This is a genomic window from Actinokineospora sp. NBRC 105648 (assembly GCF_030269645.1).
In the GTDB taxonomy this organism is placed as follows: domain Bacteria; phylum Actinomycetota; class Actinomycetes; order Mycobacteriales; family Pseudonocardiaceae; genus Actinokineospora.
On record NZ_BSTR01000041.1, the window covers coordinates 36,238 to 53,098 of the forward strand.

The window sequence follows — 16,861 nt, forward strand, 5'->3', positions numbered from 1 at the left end:
CGCTTGGTTGGCTCGCTAGGATCGGTCCGGCGGACAGTCAGCACAGCGGGAGGCGCACGTGTCGGACAGCGGAGGCTTCAGCACGATCCCGGCGTGCCTGCGGGCGGCGGCGGTCGACTCGGCCGGCGTGGAGGCCGTGGTGGACGGCGACCTCCGGCTGACCTTCGCCGACCTCGACGCCGCCGTCACCCGGTTCGCCCGGGCCGCGATCGCCCGCGGGTTGCTGCCGGGCGACCGGGCTGCGGTGTGGGCGCCCAACTCCGGCCGCTGGGTGGTCGCCGCGCTGGGCATCCTGGCCGCGGGCGGGGTGCTGGTTCCGGTCAACACCCGGTTCAAGGGCGCCGAGGCCCGCTACGCGCTGGCCAAGGTCCGAGCGAGCGTGCTGCTGCTCGACGACGGCTTTCTCGGCAACGACTACCTGGCCATGGTCCGCGACAGCAGCCCCGAGCCGCCGACCGACCGGCTGCCGGTGCCCGGCCTGCCCGACCTGCACACCGTGGTGACCCTCGACGACGTCGACGACCCGGCCGCGATCGGGTACGAGCACTTCCTCGCCGGCGCCGAGACGGTCCCCGAGTCCACTGTGGATGAGCGGATCGCAGCCCTGCGGCCCGACGACGTCGCCGACATCCTGTTCACCTCCGGCACCACCGGCTACCCCAAGGGCGCCATGGTGACCCACCTGGCCGACCTGCGCGTGGACGAGGCCTGGTCGGACGGCGTCGGGCTGCGCGCGGGCGACCGGTACCTGCTGATCAACCCGTTCTTCCACAGCTTCGGCTACCGCGCGGGCCTGCTGGCCTGCCTGGTCAAGCGGGCGACCATCGTCCCGATGCGGGTCTTCGACGTCGTGGGCGCGCTGGAGCTGGTCGAGCGCGAACGGATCACGGTCTTCCCTGGCGCGCCAACGGTTTTCACCTCGATCCTGGCCCATCCGAAGCTGGCTGACCACGACCTGGGCTCGGTGCGGCTCGCGGTCACCGGCGCCACCGTCGTGCCCGTGCCACTGCTGGTGAGCATGCGCGAGCGGCTGGGCTTCCGGGACGTGGTGACCGCCTACGGGCTCACCGAGACCTGCGGCACCGCCACCGTGTGCCCGCCGGACACCGACGCCGAACGGCTGTCCACCAGTTGCGGCAAGGCGATCCCGGGCACCGAGGTGGCCATTGTGGATGGTCTGGGAAACTCGTTGCCGCCAGGCGAACACGGTGAGGTCGTCGTGCGCGGCTACAACGTGATGCTCGGCTACTTCGAGGACCCGGTCGCCACCGCCGCCGCCATCGACCCGGACGGCTGGCTGCACACCGGCGACGTCGGTTGGCTCGACACCGAGGGCTACCTGCGGATCACCGACCGCCTCAAGGACATGTACGTCGTCGGCGGCTTCAACGTCTACCCCGCCGAGGTCGAGCGCATGCTCAGCGACCACCCGGCCGTCGCCGAGGTCGCCGTGGTCGGCATGCCCGATGACCGCCTCGGCGAAGTCGGCCACGCTTACGTCGTAGCCGAGCCGGGCGCGGTGCCCACCGAGGCCGAACTCATCGAGCACTGCCGGGCGACCATGGCGAACTACAAGGTCCCGCGCCGGGTCACCTTCGTGACCGAACTGCCCCGCACACCCAGCGGCAAGATCCAGAAGTTCCGGCTCGGCGCCCCAGCCTGAGTCCCCCGCGAAGGAGTACCCCATGCCCGAAGCCGTGATCGCCGCCGCCACCCGCTCACCGATCGGCCGCGCCTTCAAGGGTTCCCTCACCGACATGCGCGCCGACGACCTCGCCATCGCCATGGTCCGCGCCGCACTGGCCCGGGTGCCGGAGTTGGATCCGCACACCTTGGACGACCTGGCCCTGGGCACCGCCCAGCCCGCAGGCGAACAGGGCTACGGCCTGGCCCGCGTGGTCGCCGTGGGCCTCGGACTCGACGACGTGCCGGGCACGACCGTGCAGCGCTACTGCGCGTCCAGCCTCCAAGCCACCCGCATGGCCCTGCACGCCATCCGCGCGGGCGAGGGCCACGCCTTCATCGCCGCAGGAGCGGAGGCGGTGTCCCGCTTCAACCGGGGCAAGGCCGACGGCATGCCAGACACCAAGAACCCCATGTTCGCCGACGCTTCCGCGCGAACGGCACTCAACAGTCCCGAGTGGACCGACCCGCGCGCCGACGGCAACGTTCCCGACGTCTACCTCGCCATGGGCCAGACAGCCGAGAACGTGGCCACACTGCGCGGCATCAGCAGGCGAGCACAGGACGAATTCGCGGCCCTGAGCCAACAACGCGCCCAAGCCGCGATCGCGTCCGGCTTCTTCACCACGGACATCACCCCCGTCACCCTGCCCGACGGAACCGTGGTCAGCACCGACGACGGACCACGCCCCGGCATCACGGTGGAGTCCTTGTCCGGACTCAAGCCGGTGTTCCGTGCTGACGGAACAGTCACAGCGGGAAACTGCTGCGGCCTCAACGACGGCGCAGCCGCACTGGTGGTGCTCTCGGACGTGCGCGCCGCAGAACTGGGCGTGACACCACTGGCCAGGATCGTGGCCAGCGGCGTATCGGCGCTGTCCCCCGAGATCATGGGCCTGGGCCCGGTAGAGGCAACCCGACGAGCCCTGGCCAACGCCGGAATGTCGGTCTCGGACCTGGACTTGGTCGAGATCAACGAGGCCTTTGCCGCGCAGGTGCTACCGAGTGTGGACGACCTGAAGCTGGATCTGGACCTGGTGAACGTGCACGGCGGCGCCATCGCGCTGGGCCACCCCTACGGCCAAACCGGCGCCAGGATGACAACCACGCTGATCAACGGCCTACGAGCCAAAGATGGCCAATTCGGCCTGGTGACCATGTGCACCGCAGGCGGCCAAGGAATGGCCCTAATCCTAGAACGACTGTCCTGACCAACAACCCCCACTACCTCCTGCCCCCCTGCCACCTCCTGTCGCCTATTGTTATACATCTGTTCTCTTGTCTTTATCTCTTGTCCTCAAATCTCTAAATGCCGAGCCCGCTGGTACGCAACGCCCGCTACGGACATGCTCGATTGGGTGGACTGCCTTCGTGTGGGGGGAGAGCACCGCTAAACTTGCCGTGTGGTGGGGATGCCCTTCACCCGCCCTTTTTTCACCACCGCGGTGCTCTAGGGGCCCCGCGCGAAGGCAGTCCAGCCAATCGAGCCCCGCTCTTACTCGGGCAGCTCGTGGGGTGTGCCGCACACCGACCTATGGTCGACCGTCTTCGGCGGCTCGTCGCTGGGGCTGCCCGAGGAAAAGATAGGGGGCTCGATCTAGTGAACTCGCTTCGTGCGGGGCCCCTAGAGCACCGCGGTGGAGAGAAAAGGGCAGGTAAGGGCATCCCCACCCACGGCAAGTTTAGCGGCACTCTCCCCCCACACGAAGCAAGTCCACTAGATCGAGCATCCGTAACGGGACTTGCGTACCAGCCGGGTCGGCCTATCCGCTGCGGATGGGTGGGGGCAGCGGAGGGCAGGGCAGGGGGGCAAAGGCAGGGGAGGGGCAGGGCAGGTGAGGTGAGGTGAGGGGGAGGCAAGGCAGGTGAAGGGCAGGGCGGTGCGGTGCAGGGGCGAGGCGCAGGGGGCAGGAAGGAGGGGAAGGAGGGGAACGAAATGGAGTATGGGGACTGCTGGCTAGGCCAGTTGGGCTGTGGTCCATGCGAGTGCTCGGCGTAGTGCGTTCTCCGGGCCTTCTGCTTCGATCGCCGGTCCGATCAGTTCGATGTCCACAACACCCCCATACCCGATCCCCAGCACGTCAGCCAACAACCGGGTCAGCGGTAGGTCTCCATCACCTGGCACCCAACGGTTCGGGAATGCCATGGTGCCCAGGCGGAAGTCGCTGACCTGGACCAGTTTGATCCGCTCGACCGCCGCTCCCAGTGTGGTCATCAGGTCCCGTTCCTGCCAGCAGCAGTACAGGTCGACGCACAGTCCCACGTCCAAGACCCGTGCCAGCTCTGCGGCGTCGCGGACCGTGTGGATGAAGCTGAGGTCGGATCGGACCGGTGACGTGTTCTCGAGTGCCAACGCGATCCCGAGTTCGCCGGCGCGTTCCACGACCGGTCGCATCCGGCCGACGAAGAGGGTCGCTGCCTGTTCCCAGGTCAGGCTGCCCGACGGGCCGACGGTCAGGTACAGCGTTCTTGCTCCCAGCTTCGCTGCCTGGTCCAGTGCCGTGAGCATCGACCGGACCTCGCGGACCCAGCCCACTTCGTCGTTCGGGTCGGACTGGCAAGCGTGTACCAGGTATTCGACCTCTACTTCGGACAGTGTGATCTCGCCCAGTGCCGCTGGCCAGCCGTGGGTCGCCAGTTTTGTCGCGGGTAGTCCGACCAGGTCTGCGCCGAGTCGTTGGTACATCGACAGTTCTTCGGACAACGGCCAGGTCAGGGCTGCCATGCCGCTCACGCAGACTCGGTTCACGGCAGTGGTGCCGTGCGGACTCGCTGGATGCCGACTGGTTGCAGGTGCTCCGCCAGTTCCCCCGCGAACGCCTCGGCCAGCGCCTCAATCGTCCACCCTGGACGGGTCAGGACCGGGTCGAGGACCGCCGGGTGGGTGCACAGCATCAGGTCGGACCCGTTGAGCCGGACCACCTGTCCGGTCACTGCCGAGCTCAGGTCCGATAGCAGGTACACCACCAATGGCGCGTTCACCTCCGGTGCCAGGCCGACGTTCTGCGTGCCTGCCGAACCTCGGAACGCCTGGTAGGTATCGGCCATCCGGGTGTGGGCGTTGGGGGAGACCGCGTTCACCCGGACCCCGTGGTCGCGTGCGTCGAGGGACCAGGAGTAGGTCAATGTCGCCACTGCCGCCTTGGTCGCGCCGTAGACCGCTGTCGCGGTCTTGCCCATCTGTTCGCCCGAGGTCACGTTCACGACGGTTCCGCTGCCTCGGGCCACCATGTGCCGAAGCGCGTGTGTGCCGCAAGCGAGGGTGCCGAGGAGGTTGACCTCGATGAGTCGGCGTGCCTCGGTTGGGTCCTGTTCCCACGGTAGTGCCAACGTGAAGACGCCGGCGTTGTTGACCAGACCGTCGATTGCGCCGAACTCGCTGACACAGAGGGAGATCAGGCCCTCGGCCGCGTCCCAGTCGGTGATGTCGGCCGGGTGGGCGACGGCTCGCCCGCCCGCCCGGCCGATGTCGGAGGCGACCTTGGCGGCCGCGTCCTGGTCGATGTCGTTGACGACCACCGAAGCGCCCGCGGCGGCCGCCGCCACCGCGTAGGCCGCGCCGAGACCTCGGCCCGCTCCGGTGACGACGACCGCCTTGTCGTGCAGGGTCATCCTGAGAACTGGCCGTCGGTGAGGGTCGAGGCCGGGACGATCGCCACCGTCGCCGGGTCGACGCCGGGGCCGTGGGACTGGGCCGTGTAGGTGTAGCCGGCCAGTGCCCAGCCGCCGGTCTGGCTGGAGGTCAGCTTCTCCAGCCACTGCGACTGCGCCTTGGCGTCGGTGATGGTCTTGGTCTCCTCCGCCGCCTTGGCGGCCAGCATGATGCCGTCGTAGGCGAAGTAGGCGTTGAGCGGCAGGGTGATGTCGCCCTCCTTCTTCAGCGCCGCGATCATCTTGCCCAGCGAGTCCGGGTTGGGGGCCTTGCCGCCCTTGACCGCGCCCGCGAGCACCTGCAGCGACACGTTCTGCACCGAGGGGGTGCCGACCAGGCCGTCCGGGGCCGCCTTGTTCAGCAGCGAGGTGACCGCCGAGGTGGAGTCGGCGACCAGCGGGGTGTCCGTCCAGCCGATCTTGCGCCTGCTCTCCAGCACGTAGCCGACGGCGGCGCCCGCGCCCTGCATGAACACCAGCTCCGGGTTGCCCGCGCGCAGCCGCTCCAGCTGGGCGGTCATGTCCAGGTCCTCGGCGGTGTAGGTCTCCTCGCCGGTCAGGGTGAGCCCGGCGTCGGCGAGCGCCTTCTTGGTGGCCGCGACGGTGGCCTGGGCGAAGGCGTCCTTGCCCGCGATCATCGCGACCTTGCTGATGCCCTTGCCCTTGGCGTAGTCGGCGAACGCCTTGGCCCAGGTGGCCGGGATCGGCGGGGTCTTGAACAGGTAGGGGAACTTCGCCGGGTTGTCCAGCGCGTCCGATGACGCCTGCTGCACGGAGAACACGCCCGCCTCGGTGATGATCGGGGCCATCGGCAGCGCCTCGGCGCTGGTGTTGCCGGGCAGGATCAGGTTGGGCTTGGGGCCGCTGTTGAGCCGGGCCTGCAGCTTGGTGACCGCGGTGGTCGGGTCACCACCGTCGTCGATGATCTCCAGCTCCACCTTGTGCCCCATGATGCCGCCCTGCTCGTTGAGCACGGCCACCGCGGCCTTGGACGCCTGGGCCGCCGCCTTCGCGTTCAGCGCCGCCGGACCGGCCTGGTTCTGCCCGAGCAGCTGCACGATGCGGTAGGGGGAACTCGAGTCGGTGGGCTGCGCCGCCTGCTCGCCGGTGTCCGCGGCGCAGGCGGTCGCGGAGAGCGCCGTCGCCACCAGAAGTACGCCAAGTCGCTTCCGCACGGGCCGACCTCCTCGCTTGTGCCTGCCACGAGGTCGTAGCAAGCGCTTGGTCGGGTACCCTAGGAAGGTGTTCCACGCCACGTCAAGGGCTGGCGCGGCCCTGTTGGGATAGTTACCAATGTGGTATAACAAGCGCTTGATTGGTAGCGAGGGGTGGCCCGGCGAACGCGGGTCGCGAAGGGGGCGACAATGGCGGGGCCAACGGATCGGCGCACGGTCATCCTGCACCACGCGGCGGACCTGTTCGCCAGCAAGGGGATCGTGGCGACCACGGTCCGCGAGATAGCCGACGCGGTGGGGATCCTGTCCGGGAGCCTGTACCACCACTTCAAGTCCAAGGACGAGATGGTGAGCGCCATCGTCACCAGCTACCTCGACGACCTGGCCGTCCGCTACGACCAGGTCATGGCCGCCGGCCACGACCCGCGCACCGAGCTGACCGAGCTGGTCCGCGGTTCGCTGGCGGTCATCGAGGCGCACCCGCACGCCACCGAGATCTACCAGAACAGCGGCGCCTACCTGGCTTCCCTGGCGGGCTACGACCACATCCGGGTCGCCGCCCACTCGATCCAGAAGACCTGGATCACGGTCCTCGAGGCGGGCGGCGAGACCGGTGCCTTCCGCGACGACATCCCCCCGCGCGTGCTCTACCGCATGCTGCGCGACGCCCTGTGGCTCTCCGTCCGCTGGCTCAAGCCCACCAGCGACTACCCCATGTCGCGCTTCGCCGACGACTTCGTCTCCACCTTCCTCGACGGCATCGTCCCCAGGACCCCGGAGCACCATTACGGGACCGTTCAGGAATGATTCACCGAATGCAGAACAACGGCGTAGCGTATTGCCCTCCGAATTGACAAGGTCGTCTTGACCCGCCTTCCCGGGCTCTGCTTGTCTTGAATGACAACGACCTGGGGAGGAATTCGATGACCGCTGAAGAAAGCGACCACGGCGCCGAGGCGCCGCACGAGCGGATGCTGCGGCTGCACCTCATGGGTGGCCCGTGGATCAGCCAGTCGATCCACGTCGCGGCCGCCCTGGGCATCGCCGACCACCTGGCCGACGCGCCGGTGGGGATCGCCGAGCTGGCCCGGGCCACCGGCGCGCACGAGGGCGCGCTCTACCGGTTCTGCCGGGCGCTGGCCGGGCTCGGTGTCCTCGCCGCCCACCCGGACCGGGCGTTCGGCCTCACCGACCTGGGCCGGACCCTGCGCACCGACGAGCCGCGGACGCTGCGCTGGGGCGTCATGCTGCACGGCGGGGAGACCTTCCGCGCGTGGGGCGATGTCCTGCACACCGTCCGCACCGGGGAACCGGCTTTCGACCACGTTTTCGGTGAGCCCTTCTTCGAATACCTGGCCACCCACCCGGAATACAATGAGATCTTCAACCGGACAATGGGCGTGACCGACCGGCCGCCCGAGGTGCTCGCCGAGTTCGACTTCTCCGACGCGCGGGTCGTCGCGGACATCGGCGGCGGGATCGGCACGCTGATCGCGCAGGTGCTCGTCGAGCACCCGCACCTGAGCGGCGTCCTGCAAGACCTGCCCGCGGGTGTCGAGGAGGCCCCCGCGCACCTCGCCGGGGCCGGGGTCGCCGACCGGTGCGAGGTGATCGGCGCGAGCTTCTTCGACTCCGTGCCCCAGGGGGCGGACGTCTACGTGGTCTCCCGGGTGCTGCACAACTGGGACGACGACCGCGCGGTGGAGCTGCTCACCGCCGTCCGCAAGGCGATGGCCCCCGGTGGCCGGGTGCTCGTGGTCGACCACCTGCTGCCCGACGAGAGCGGCTTCCACCCGGCGATGCTGGCCGACCTGCACATGCTCGTCGTGCTCGGCGGGCAGGACCGCACCGAGCGGGAGCTGCACGGGCTGCTGGAGCGGTCCGGCCTGCGCGCGGTCCGCAGCTGGGACGGTCCGGTCGGCACCAGCCCCAGGGTGGACAGCATGATCGAGGCCGTCACCGCGGGCTGAGCGCGGCGGTGTGGGTCGCCCGGCGACCCACACCGCCGACCTCAGGTCGCGGGCAGCGCGCCGAACAGCACGAGGTCCACCGTCCGCTCGGCCACCCCGCCCGCCCCGTCCACACCGCCGACGCACTCGGTGAAGTCGGTCGTCACCGCCACGCACGACAGCACGGACCCGAACAGCACCCCCAACGTCGTCTCCACGTCCAGGTCGGGGTCCAGCTGCCGGTCGCGCACACCGCGGAACAGGATCCCGCGGATGGCCTCCCGTCGAGGCTCCACTACCGCCCGCAGGTAGCGCTCGTAGAGCTCCGGGGCCCGCCGCCCGCCGCTGACCAGGTGCGGGAGCAGCCTGCCGGAGGTCGTCTCCACCAGCCAGCGGCACAGCTCGGTCAGCGCGGCGATCAGGTCCTGGCGCACCGACCCGCACTCGACCGCCTCGATCGGCTCGTAGAGCGACTCCAGGGCGTAGGAGATCAGCGCCCGTTTGTTCGACCAGCGCCGGTACAGCGTCGCCTTGCCCACCCCGGCGCGCGCCGCGACCGCCTCCATCGACAGCGAGTCGATGGACTCGCCCTCCACCAGCATCTCCAGCGTGGCCAGGATGATCGCCTGACCGGCCCGCTCGCTGCGCGGCCGACCGGGCGGTCGGCGGCCGGGGCGGGCGTCGGGCGGGTCCGCCTCGGGTTCCCGCGGCGCGGGGGCGCTCGGGTACGGCTCGGCCATCGCGGGCAGCACCCCGCTCACCGCGCCCCCACACCCGTGCGCAGGCGGTCCCGCAGCTCGTCGAGCAGGTGCGTGGAGTGCGTCCCGGCCAGGAAGTCCGGGTCCGACAGGACGGCCGTGAGCAGGTCGACGTTGTGCCGGATCCCCGGTCCGGCGACCCGCACCTCGCCCAGCGCCCGCACCATCCGCCCGATCGCGCGGGCCCGGGTCGGCCCCCAGGTGACCACCTTGGCCAGCAGCGGGTCGTAGAACGGCGGCACCTGGTCACCCGGGGCGAAGTGCGTGTCGACGCGGACGAACGGTCCACTCGGCAGGTGGAACTCGGTCAGCGCGCCGGGGGTGGCCCGGAAGTCCTGCTCGGGGTCCTCGGCGTTGATCCGGCACTCCACCGACGCGCCGCGCGGCCGCACCCGCTCCTGGGTGATCGGCAGCGGTTCCCCGGCGGCGACCCGCAGTTGGCACTCCACCACGTCCACCCCGGTGGTCATCTCGGTCACCGGGTGCTCCACCTGCAGCCGCGCGTTGACCTCCATGAAGTAGAACCGCTGCTCGGCGTCCACCAGGAACTCCACCGTCGCCGCGCCGACCAGCCCGGCCGCACGCACGCCGCGCACCGCGGCCTCGGCCATCGCCGCCCGGGTGTGCTCGCACAAGCCGGGCGCGGGCGTCTCCTCGACTAGCTTCTGGTGCCTGCGCTGCACCGAGCAGTCGCGATCGCCCAGGTGCACCGCCGCGCCGAACCGGTCGCCGAGGACCTGAACCTCGACGTGCCGCGCGCGGGGCAGGTACCGCTCGACGAAGACCCGGTCGTCCCCGTAGAGCAGCTCCGCGGTGGCCCGGGTCTCGCGGAACGCGACCGAGATCTCCGCCGGGTCGTGCGCGATGGCCATGCCCCGGCCGCCACCGCCCGCGATCGCCTTGACGATCACCGGGTAGCCGGTGTCCGCCGCTGTCCTGGCGCAGTCGGCCTCGTCCGCGCACGGCTGCGAACCGCCTGGCAGCACCGGCAGCCCGGCCGCGGCCATCAACTCCCGGGCCGCGGCCTTGTCGCCCAGGCGCGCCAGTACCGGCCAGTCCGGGCCGATGAAGGTGATCCCCTCGTGCGCGCACGCCTCGGCGAAGTCCGGGTCCTCGGACAGGAACCCGTAACCGGGGTGCACGGCGTCGGCGCCGGTGCGCCGCGCGGCCTCCAGCAGCGCGGGGGCGCTGAGGTAGCTCCGCCCGGCGGCCGGAGGTCCGATGTGGACGGACTCGTCGGCGAACCGGGTCACCGCGGTGCCACGGTCGGCAGTGGAGTACACAGCCACCGAGGCGACCCCGAGTTCCCGGCAGGTCCGCGCCACGCGCAGCGCGACCTCACCGCGGTTGGCGATCAGCACTTTGCGGAACACGGTCAGCTCACCCCCGCCCGCTCCAGCAGGAGCAGCGGCTGGCCGAACTCGACCGGCTCGCCGTCGCGGACCGGGACCGCGGCCACGGTGCCAGCCTGGTCGGCGAGCACCTTGTTCATCATCTTCATCGCCTCGACGATCCCGACCACCGCGCCCTCGGCGACCACGTCGCCGACCCGCACGAACGGCGCCGCCCCCGGTTCCGGTCCCTGGTAGAAGGTCCCGACCATCGGCGCCAGCACCGCGGCGGTCGCGGCGGGCTCCGCCGCCTCGGGCACCTGGTCCACCACCGGCACCCCGGCGGGCGCCGGGTCCCACTCCAGTTCCACGGCCACCTCGCCCGAGCGCACGCGCACCCGGCGCAGCCCTCCCGGCCGAGCGGCCACCAGGCGCTCCGCCTCCCGCCCCAGTGCGGCCACCAGTGCCTCGCCGTCCTGCGTCTGCCTCACGATGCCACCCCCACGGTCTCGGTCCGCTCAACTGCACCCGGTGCGGCGCCCAGTCGCCGCAACCGGTCCCGGCGCCGCGCGACGAGCTCGGCCCGGGGGAGTTCGGCGAGCCCGGACAGGGCGCGCTCCAGCGCCGCGGCCAGCAGCGCCGCCGCCTCGGCGTGGTCTGCCTGCGTCCCGCCGTCCGGCTCGGGCACCACCCGGTCCACCACGCCGAGCGCCACCAGGTCGGGGGCGGTCAGCCGCAGCGCGTTGGCCGCCTGCTCGGCCTGCCCCGGACCCCACAGGATCGCCGCGCAGCCCTCCGGCGAGATGACCGAGTACACCGCGTGCTCGCTCATCAGCACCTGGTCGGCGACCGCCAGCGCCAGCGCGCCGCCGCTGCCGCCCTCGCCGACCACCGCCGCCACCACGGGCACCCGCAGGGTGGTCAGGGCCAGGATCGACTCGGCGATCACCAGTGCCTGCCCGCCCCGCTCGGCCACCGGACCGGGGTGCGCGCCCGGGGTGTCGACCAGGGTGACCACCGGCAGCCCGAGCCGCTCGGCCAGCGCGAAGAGCCGCAGCGCCTTGCGGTACCCGTCCGGACCGGCCATGCCGAACGAGGTCGCGGTCAGCTCGGCGCTCGTGTGCCCCTTCTGCGTGCCGACCACCACGACCGAGCGCCCACCCAGCCGGGCGAGGCCACCCACCACGGTGGCCGAGTCGCCGCCCACCCGGTCGCCGTGCAGTTCGACGAACGACTCGCACATCCGGGCCAGGTACTCCCGCGCGGTCGGCCGGTCGCGGTCGCGCGCGATCCGCACCGTGGACCAGCCGTCCCGGGGGGTGTCGGCGCGGACCGGCCGGTCGGCGAGGACCCGCGGCGGCCGGGCGGGTGCGGTGACGCGCCGGTCGACCGCCACCAGGTCGAGCAGTTCGGCGAGCACGTCGCGCAGCCGCGACCGCGGCACCACCTGGTCGAGCATCCCGGTGGCGTGCAGGTACTCCGCGGTCTGCAGCCCCGGCGGCAGCGTCGCGCCGATGGTCTGCCGGATCACCCGCGGTCCGGCGAACCCCAGCCGGGCGCCCGGTTCGGCCAGGAGCACGTCGGACTGGGTGGCGAAGGACGCCGCGACCCCGCCGTAGGTCGGGTCGGTGATCACCGACACGGTGCCCAGCCCGGCCGCGCGCATCGCCGCCATCGCCTGGCTGACCTTGGCCATCTGCATCAGGGACAGCACCCCCTCCTGCATCCGGGCCCCGCCGGAGGCGGTGACCAGCACCAGCGGCAGGCGCTCGACCAGCGCGTGCTCGAGCAGGCCGGTCAGCCGCTCACCCACCCCGACCCCCAGGCTGCCGCCCAGGAACCGGAAGTCGAGCACCGCCAGCGCGGTGGCCACGCCCCCGATCCGGCCGGTGCCGACCACCACCGCCTCCTGCTCGCCGGTGCGCTCGCGCGCCGCCGCCAGCCGCTCGGGGTAGGGGACGCGGTCCACGAAGCCGAGCGGGTCCAGCAGGCCGTCGCCGAACGCCACCGGCGCGAAGCTGCCCCGGTCGAGCAGGGTCGCGATCCGGGCCCGCGGGTCCAGCGCCGCGTGGTGCCCGCAGGACGGGCACACACCCTGCTTGCGATTCCACTTTCGCCAGAACGAGATATCGTCACAGGAATCACACCGGAGCCAACCGGACCCGGTACCGTTTTCGCTACCGATCGCATGCGTCATTCCACCGACCTCCGTCCAAGTGATAGGAAGAAATTCAGGCCGGCCGAAAGAAAGTGAACGCGACTCGACCGCGTTGTCGAACGCATGCCCCCCATGTGTCACCACGCGACGTGGTGACGATGCCGACTCCGCCTATGGAACCCGATCCGCAGGCCGATGACAAGGGTGCGTTCCGGCAGGATTTCCAGAACTTGATGGATGCGAAACAGTTCCGGTCTCGGAAAGAAAGCGGGAGTGGTTCCCGTTAGCCAACTAATTAGCCGGGTAATCGACCATTCCGGACATGGTCGCCGGTTCGGTCCGGCCGTGCGCCTTGCGCAGCAGGTGGCGCAGCGCGGCGCGCTCCCGGTCGTCGAGGCGGGCGGTGAGCCGGGACTCGACCACCGCCCAGAGCCGCTCGATGTCGGCGCGCAGCGCCCGGCCCGCCTCGGTGAGGAAGACCCGGCTGACCCGCCCCCGGCCGTCGGCGCGCTCCCGGCGGACCAAGCCGCCGCGTTCCATGCGCTGCAGCATCTTGGTGACCGTGGGCGGCACGGCTTGCACCCGCTCGGCGAGCTCGGCCTGGCTGAGGCCGTCGTGGCGCCACAGCGCGAGCAGCACCTGCTCCTGGCCGATGTAGAGGTCGACCTTGGCCAACTCCTTGGCCAGCTCGTTGCGCGAGGACTTGGCCAGCTGCACCAGTTCGTGCAGGACGGTGTCGTCCACCCTGGTCACCGCGCCCCCGGGGAGCCGGTGGTCGGTGCGGTCGTCAGCTCAGCCATCAGGCCTCCCAGAAAGCCGTTTCGACGTCAGGTCATTGATATCGTCGGTACGGGTCCCGTCGATTTATCGCCGGTTGGTGGTGAGCCGCACTCGATCCGCGGACCGGTCTCGCCGATTTCCCCAGGCTGAGCCGGTGCGCCGAACGGACGAATCCGCTTGGCGGTGATCGGCCACGCGGCGGAACAATTCCCCAATGCTCGCAGAACAGCCACGTTCTTCCCCCATCTCGCCGCGTGCCGCCCCCAAGCGCCTGTGTCGCGGTGTCCGGCCCGCGAGCCGGATCACAGCAGACTAGCACGGAACGAGTTCGCGGCGGCCGATCGCAAATGGGCGGCCGCGCCGGACATTAAGTGGACGACCAGGGCGACCGCGACGCGGAAAGCCCTGGTCGTCCACCCGGGGTGCGGGCCCGACCGGCTCAGGGGGAGTGCCGGGTGGCGTGGGGAGCGCCGTTGCGGGCCCGCCGCCCCCGGACCAGGGTGACGCAGGCGGTGGAGACCGCCGCGGCGACGGCTGCGGTGGCGAACGCGGTGGCCATCCCGGTCGCGGAGTTCCCGCGCAGCCCCCAGGTCATCGAGCCCAGCGCGGGCCCCAGGGCGAACCCGACGTTGAGCAGCAGGGCGGACAGCGCGCCCGCGGTGGCCGTGCGCGCGGGCGGCACCCCGGTCATGATCGCCGCCTGCGCCGGGGCGGCCAGCAAACCCGACCCGGCGCCGACCAGCAGCAGCCGCCAGGCGACCCCGGTCGGCCCCCAGTCGGTCGCGGCCGGGACCAGCAGCGCGGCGCCCACCAGCATCAGGCAGGTGCCCGCCAGCGCCGTGCGGCGCTGCCCCCAGCGGTCGCCCAGCACCCCGCCCAGCGGTGCGCACAGCACCATCCCGGCGGGCATGGCCAGCATGACCAAACCCACCTGCGCGGTGGGCACGCGCAGCGTCCCCGCCAACAGGTACGGGGTGAGGAAGCCCAGTGCCCCGCTGACCACGCCGCCCGCCAGCAGGGCCAGCAGCCAGCCGCGCACCGGGGAGTCGGCCAGCACCGCGCGGACCGGTCGGGCCGCGGGCCGCCTGACCCACAGCGCGACCGCGCCGACGGCCACGACCGGCAGGGCGAAGGCCCACGGCGGCCGCGCGCCCGGCCTGCCCAGCTCCTGCAGCCCGAGGATCAGCGCGGACCCCGCGGCGCCGAGCAGCAGGGCGTCGGCGAGCCACGAGCGGCGCGGCGCGGGCAGGCCGCCGTCGCCCGCCGGGATCGAGCGCAGACCCAGCCAGGCCGCGGCCAGGCACACCGGCACGTTGATCAGGAACACCGAGCGCCAGCCGAACTCGGCGATCAGCACACCGCCCAGCGCCGGGCCGACCGCGCCGCCGAGCGGGCCGACCGCGGCCACCAGCCCCATCGCCCGCCCGGCGTCGGCCGGGCGCACCGACCGGCCGATCACCGACATCACCAGCGCCGCCACCAGGGCCCCGAACACCCCTTGCACGCCGCGGGCGACGATCATCACGGGCAGTCCGGTACTGGCCGCCACCAGCACGCTCGCGGCTCCGAAACCCAGCACCGCCAACAGGAACGCGGGCCGGGTCCCCGCCCCGTCGGCCCACCGGCCGACCGGCAGCACCAGGGCGACCAGCGGCAGCACGTAGGCCAGCACCACCCACTGGACCGCCCCCGGGCCCGCGCCGAACCGCTGCCCGAGCGTCGGCAGCGCCACGCCGACGACGTTCATGTCCACGGTGCTGACGAACACCGCCAGCCCGGCTGCCACGACCGCGCCCCAGCGGCTCGTGCGCGAGTCGGTGACCGAGGCCGCGGGCTCGGCCGCGGTCATCCCGCGTGCTCCCCCGAGCGGGTGAGCCGGGTGGCGACCGCGGCGACCCGGGCACCGTAGGCGCGCGCGGCCGATAGCTCCACTTCGGACGGTCCAGGGGTGTCGTGGCCCGCCAGGGCTGATACACCGTAGGGGTTTCCAGCGGACTGGAGGACGTCGCCGACGTAGCCCGCCGGAACGTAGATCGCACCCCAGTGGTGGAAGACGTGTGACAGGGCCAAGAGCGTGGACTCGTGCCCGCCGTGCGCGCTGCCCGCGCTGGTGAAACCGCCCGCCACCTTGTCGGCCAGCTCCGCGGCGAACCACAGTGGACCGGTGGTCTCCAGGAACGCGGTGAGCGGCGACGCGAGGTTGCCGTAGCGGGTCGGCGTGCCGAGCAGCACCGCGTCCGCCCAGCGCAGGTCGTCGTGCGTCGGCGGCTCCAGGTGCGCGCTGGTGTCCAGATTCCCTTGCCAGTCAGCGCGTTGCGCGACCACGGCGGCGGGCGCGGTCTCGGCGAGGCGGCGCAGCCGCACGTCCGAGCCCGCCTTCGCGGCGCCCTCGGCGACCGCCTCGGCCAGTCGGCGGACCGTGCCGGTGGCGCTGTAGTAGGCCACGAGTGTCTTGACCGTCATCCGATTCTCCCCAGTCCGGCTGGTCGACTCCGGCCCCGAGGCTAGCATATAGTTAGTCGGGTAACTATCTTCGTGAAGGAGCTCGCATGGACTTCGGACTGAGCGATCGCGCCGTGCTCGTCACCGGCGGATCGTCCAACATCGGCGCGGCGACCGCCGTGGCGTTCGGCCGGGAGGGCGCCCGGGTCGCGTTGACCTACAAGAACAACCGGGACGCCGCCGACAAGGTCGCCGCGCGGGTCGAGCAGGCGGGCGGGCAGGCGTTCGTCACACCGTTCGACCTCGAGGACCCGGCCGCGCCCGAGGCCCTGGTGCGGACCGTGGTCGAGCACTGGGGCGGGCTCGACGTGCTGGTGAACAACGCCGTCCGCTGGGCCGACCACAGCCCGACCGAGGGTCCGGCGCGCTTCGAGACCAGCGACCGGCCCGCGTGGGAGGCGCTGGTCGAGGCGAACCTGACCGGCTACCTGCGGGTGCTCTACGCGGCGCTACCCGCGTTGCGCACCAGTGGATCCGGGCGCGTCGTCAACCTGTCCACCTCCCTGGTGGAGCGCGGGATGGTCGGCTCGGTCGCCTACACCGCGGCCAAGTCCGGCATCCACGGCGCCAGCCGCAGCCTGGCCTGGGAGGTCGGCGGCGACGGCATCCTGGTCAACGTCGTGCTGCCCGGCTGGGTGATCGACGGCAAGGACCTGCCCTTCGAGATCCCGCAGGCGCTGATGGACGAGCAGACCGGCAGGCTGCCCACCGGCAGGCTGCCGCTGTCCACGCACGTCGCCGACACCGTGGTCTTCCTGGCCTCGCAGGCGAACCAGAGCATCACCGGCGAGATCGTCCACGTCACCGGCGGGGTGTCCTGACCCACCGGCGCGGCGCGGCGGCCCTGGAGTCCACAGTGGACTCCAGGGCCGCT

At 71.6% G+C, this 16,861-nt stretch carries 15 protein-coding genes; 5 read left to right on the forward strand and 10 right to left on the reverse strand.

Annotated features, from left to right (window positions below):
• The first annotated feature begins 58 nt into the window (after window positions 1–58).
• Together QSK30_RS27745 and QSK30_RS27750 are read left to right on the forward strand one after the other, a co-directional pair.
• Window positions 59–1,663: a FadD3 family acyl-CoA ligase gene (locus QSK30_RS27745; protein WP_285507217.1), complete on the forward strand. Its 1,605-nt coding sequence runs from the start codon at window positions 59–61 to the stop codon at window positions 1,661–1,663.
• A 22-nt stretch (window positions 1,664–1,685) separates the two neighbouring features.
• Window positions 1,686–2,894 (forward strand): acetyl-CoA C-acetyltransferase, encoded by a 1,209-nt coding sequence (locus QSK30_RS27750; protein WP_285507218.1) that lies wholly within the window; start codon window positions 1,686–1,688, stop codon window positions 2,892–2,894.
• Window positions 2,895–3,640: 746 nt separating this feature from the next.
• On the opposite strand, the gene QSK30_RS27755 is transcribed toward QSK30_RS27750, so the two are convergent.
• The 3 genes from QSK30_RS27755 to QSK30_RS27765 are packed head-to-tail and all read right to left on the reverse strand — an operon-like array spanning window position 3,641 to window position 6,509.
• Window positions 3,641–4,408 (reverse strand): sugar phosphate isomerase/epimerase family protein, encoded by a 768-nt coding sequence (locus QSK30_RS27755; RefSeq protein ID WP_285507275.1) that lies wholly within the window; start codon window positions 4,406–4,408, stop codon window positions 3,641–3,643.
• Between the two features lie 20 nt (window positions 4,409–4,428).
• The gene (locus tag QSK30_RS27760; protein ID WP_285507220.1) at window positions 4,429–5,295 is read right to left on the reverse strand and encodes an SDR family NAD(P)-dependent oxidoreductase; all 867 of its coding nucleotides are present in this window, start codon (window positions 5,293–5,295) and stop codon (window positions 4,429–4,431) included.
• Entirely contained in the window at window positions 5,292–6,509 is a 1,218-nt protein-coding gene (locus tag QSK30_RS27765; RefSeq protein WP_285507222.1) for an ABC transporter substrate-binding protein, read from the reverse strand. Before QSK30_RS27765 ends, QSK30_RS27760 begins: the two co-directional genes overlap by 4 nt.
• A gap of 189 nt (window positions 6,510–6,698) precedes the next feature.
• On the opposite strand from QSK30_RS27765, the gene QSK30_RS27770 reads away from it, so the two are divergent.
• The gene (locus tag QSK30_RS27770; protein ID WP_285507223.1) at window positions 6,699–7,316 is read left to right on the forward strand and encodes a TetR/AcrR family transcriptional regulator; all 618 of its coding nucleotides are present in this window, start codon (window positions 6,699–6,701) and stop codon (window positions 7,314–7,316) included.
• A 116-nt stretch (window positions 7,317–7,432) separates the two neighbouring features.
• Window positions 7,433–8,479: a methyltransferase gene (locus QSK30_RS27775; protein ID WP_285507224.1), complete on the forward strand. Its 1,047-nt coding sequence runs from the start codon at window positions 7,433–7,435 to the stop codon at window positions 8,477–8,479.
• A gap of 41 nt (window positions 8,480–8,520) precedes the next feature.
• Here the strand turns inward: QSK30_RS27775 and QSK30_RS27780 are convergent, their stop codons facing one another.
• From QSK30_RS27780 to wrbA, 7 genes are all read right to left on the reverse strand, one after another.
• On the reverse strand, window positions 8,521–9,219 hold the full coding sequence (locus QSK30_RS27780) for a TetR/AcrR family transcriptional regulator (protein ID WP_285507225.1): 699 nt from the start codon (window positions 9,217–9,219) through the stop codon (window positions 8,521–8,523).
• Window positions 9,216–10,589, reverse strand: coding sequence for an acetyl-CoA carboxylase biotin carboxylase subunit (locus tag QSK30_RS27785; protein ID WP_285507226.1), 1,374 nt, complete (start codon window positions 10,587–10,589; stop codon window positions 9,216–9,218). The genes QSK30_RS27780 and QSK30_RS27785 overlap by 4 nt, the downstream gene beginning before the upstream one ends.
• A gap of 2 nt (window positions 10,590–10,591) precedes the next feature.
• Window positions 10,592–11,038, reverse strand: coding sequence for an acetyl-CoA carboxylase biotin carboxyl carrier protein (locus QSK30_RS27790; protein WP_285507227.1), 447 nt, complete (start codon window positions 11,036–11,038; stop codon window positions 10,592–10,594).
• Window positions 11,035–12,639 (reverse strand): acetyl-CoA carboxylase carboxyltransferase subunit alpha/beta, encoded by a 1,605-nt coding sequence (gene accA / locus QSK30_RS27795; protein WP_285507230.1) that lies wholly within the window; start codon window positions 12,637–12,639, stop codon window positions 11,035–11,037. The genes QSK30_RS27790 and accA overlap by 4 nt, the downstream gene beginning before the upstream one ends.
• Window positions 12,640–12,996: 357 nt before the next feature.
• The gene (locus QSK30_RS27800; RefSeq protein WP_285507232.1) at window positions 12,997–13,449 is read right to left on the reverse strand and encodes a MarR family winged helix-turn-helix transcriptional regulator; all 453 of its coding nucleotides are present in this window, start codon (window positions 13,447–13,449) and stop codon (window positions 12,997–12,999) included.
• Between the two features lie 475 nt (window positions 13,450–13,924).
• Complete coding sequence (locus QSK30_RS27805; RefSeq protein ID WP_285507234.1) at window positions 13,925–15,334, reverse strand: MFS transporter; 1,410 nt, start codon at window positions 15,332–15,334, stop codon at window positions 13,925–13,927.
• Window positions 15,331–15,948, reverse strand: coding sequence for an NAD(P)H:quinone oxidoreductase (gene wrbA, locus QSK30_RS27810; protein WP_285507235.1), 618 nt, complete (start codon window positions 15,946–15,948; stop codon window positions 15,331–15,333). The genes QSK30_RS27805 and wrbA overlap by 4 nt, the downstream gene beginning before the upstream one ends.
• A gap of 86 nt (window positions 15,949–16,034) precedes the next feature.
• On the opposite strand from wrbA, the gene QSK30_RS27815 reads away from it, so the two are divergent.
• Entirely contained in the window at window positions 16,035–16,808 is a 774-nt protein-coding gene (locus QSK30_RS27815) for an SDR family NAD(P)-dependent oxidoreductase (protein ID WP_285507237.1), read from the forward strand.
• The last annotated feature ends 53 nt before the right edge of the window (window positions 16,809–16,861 follow it).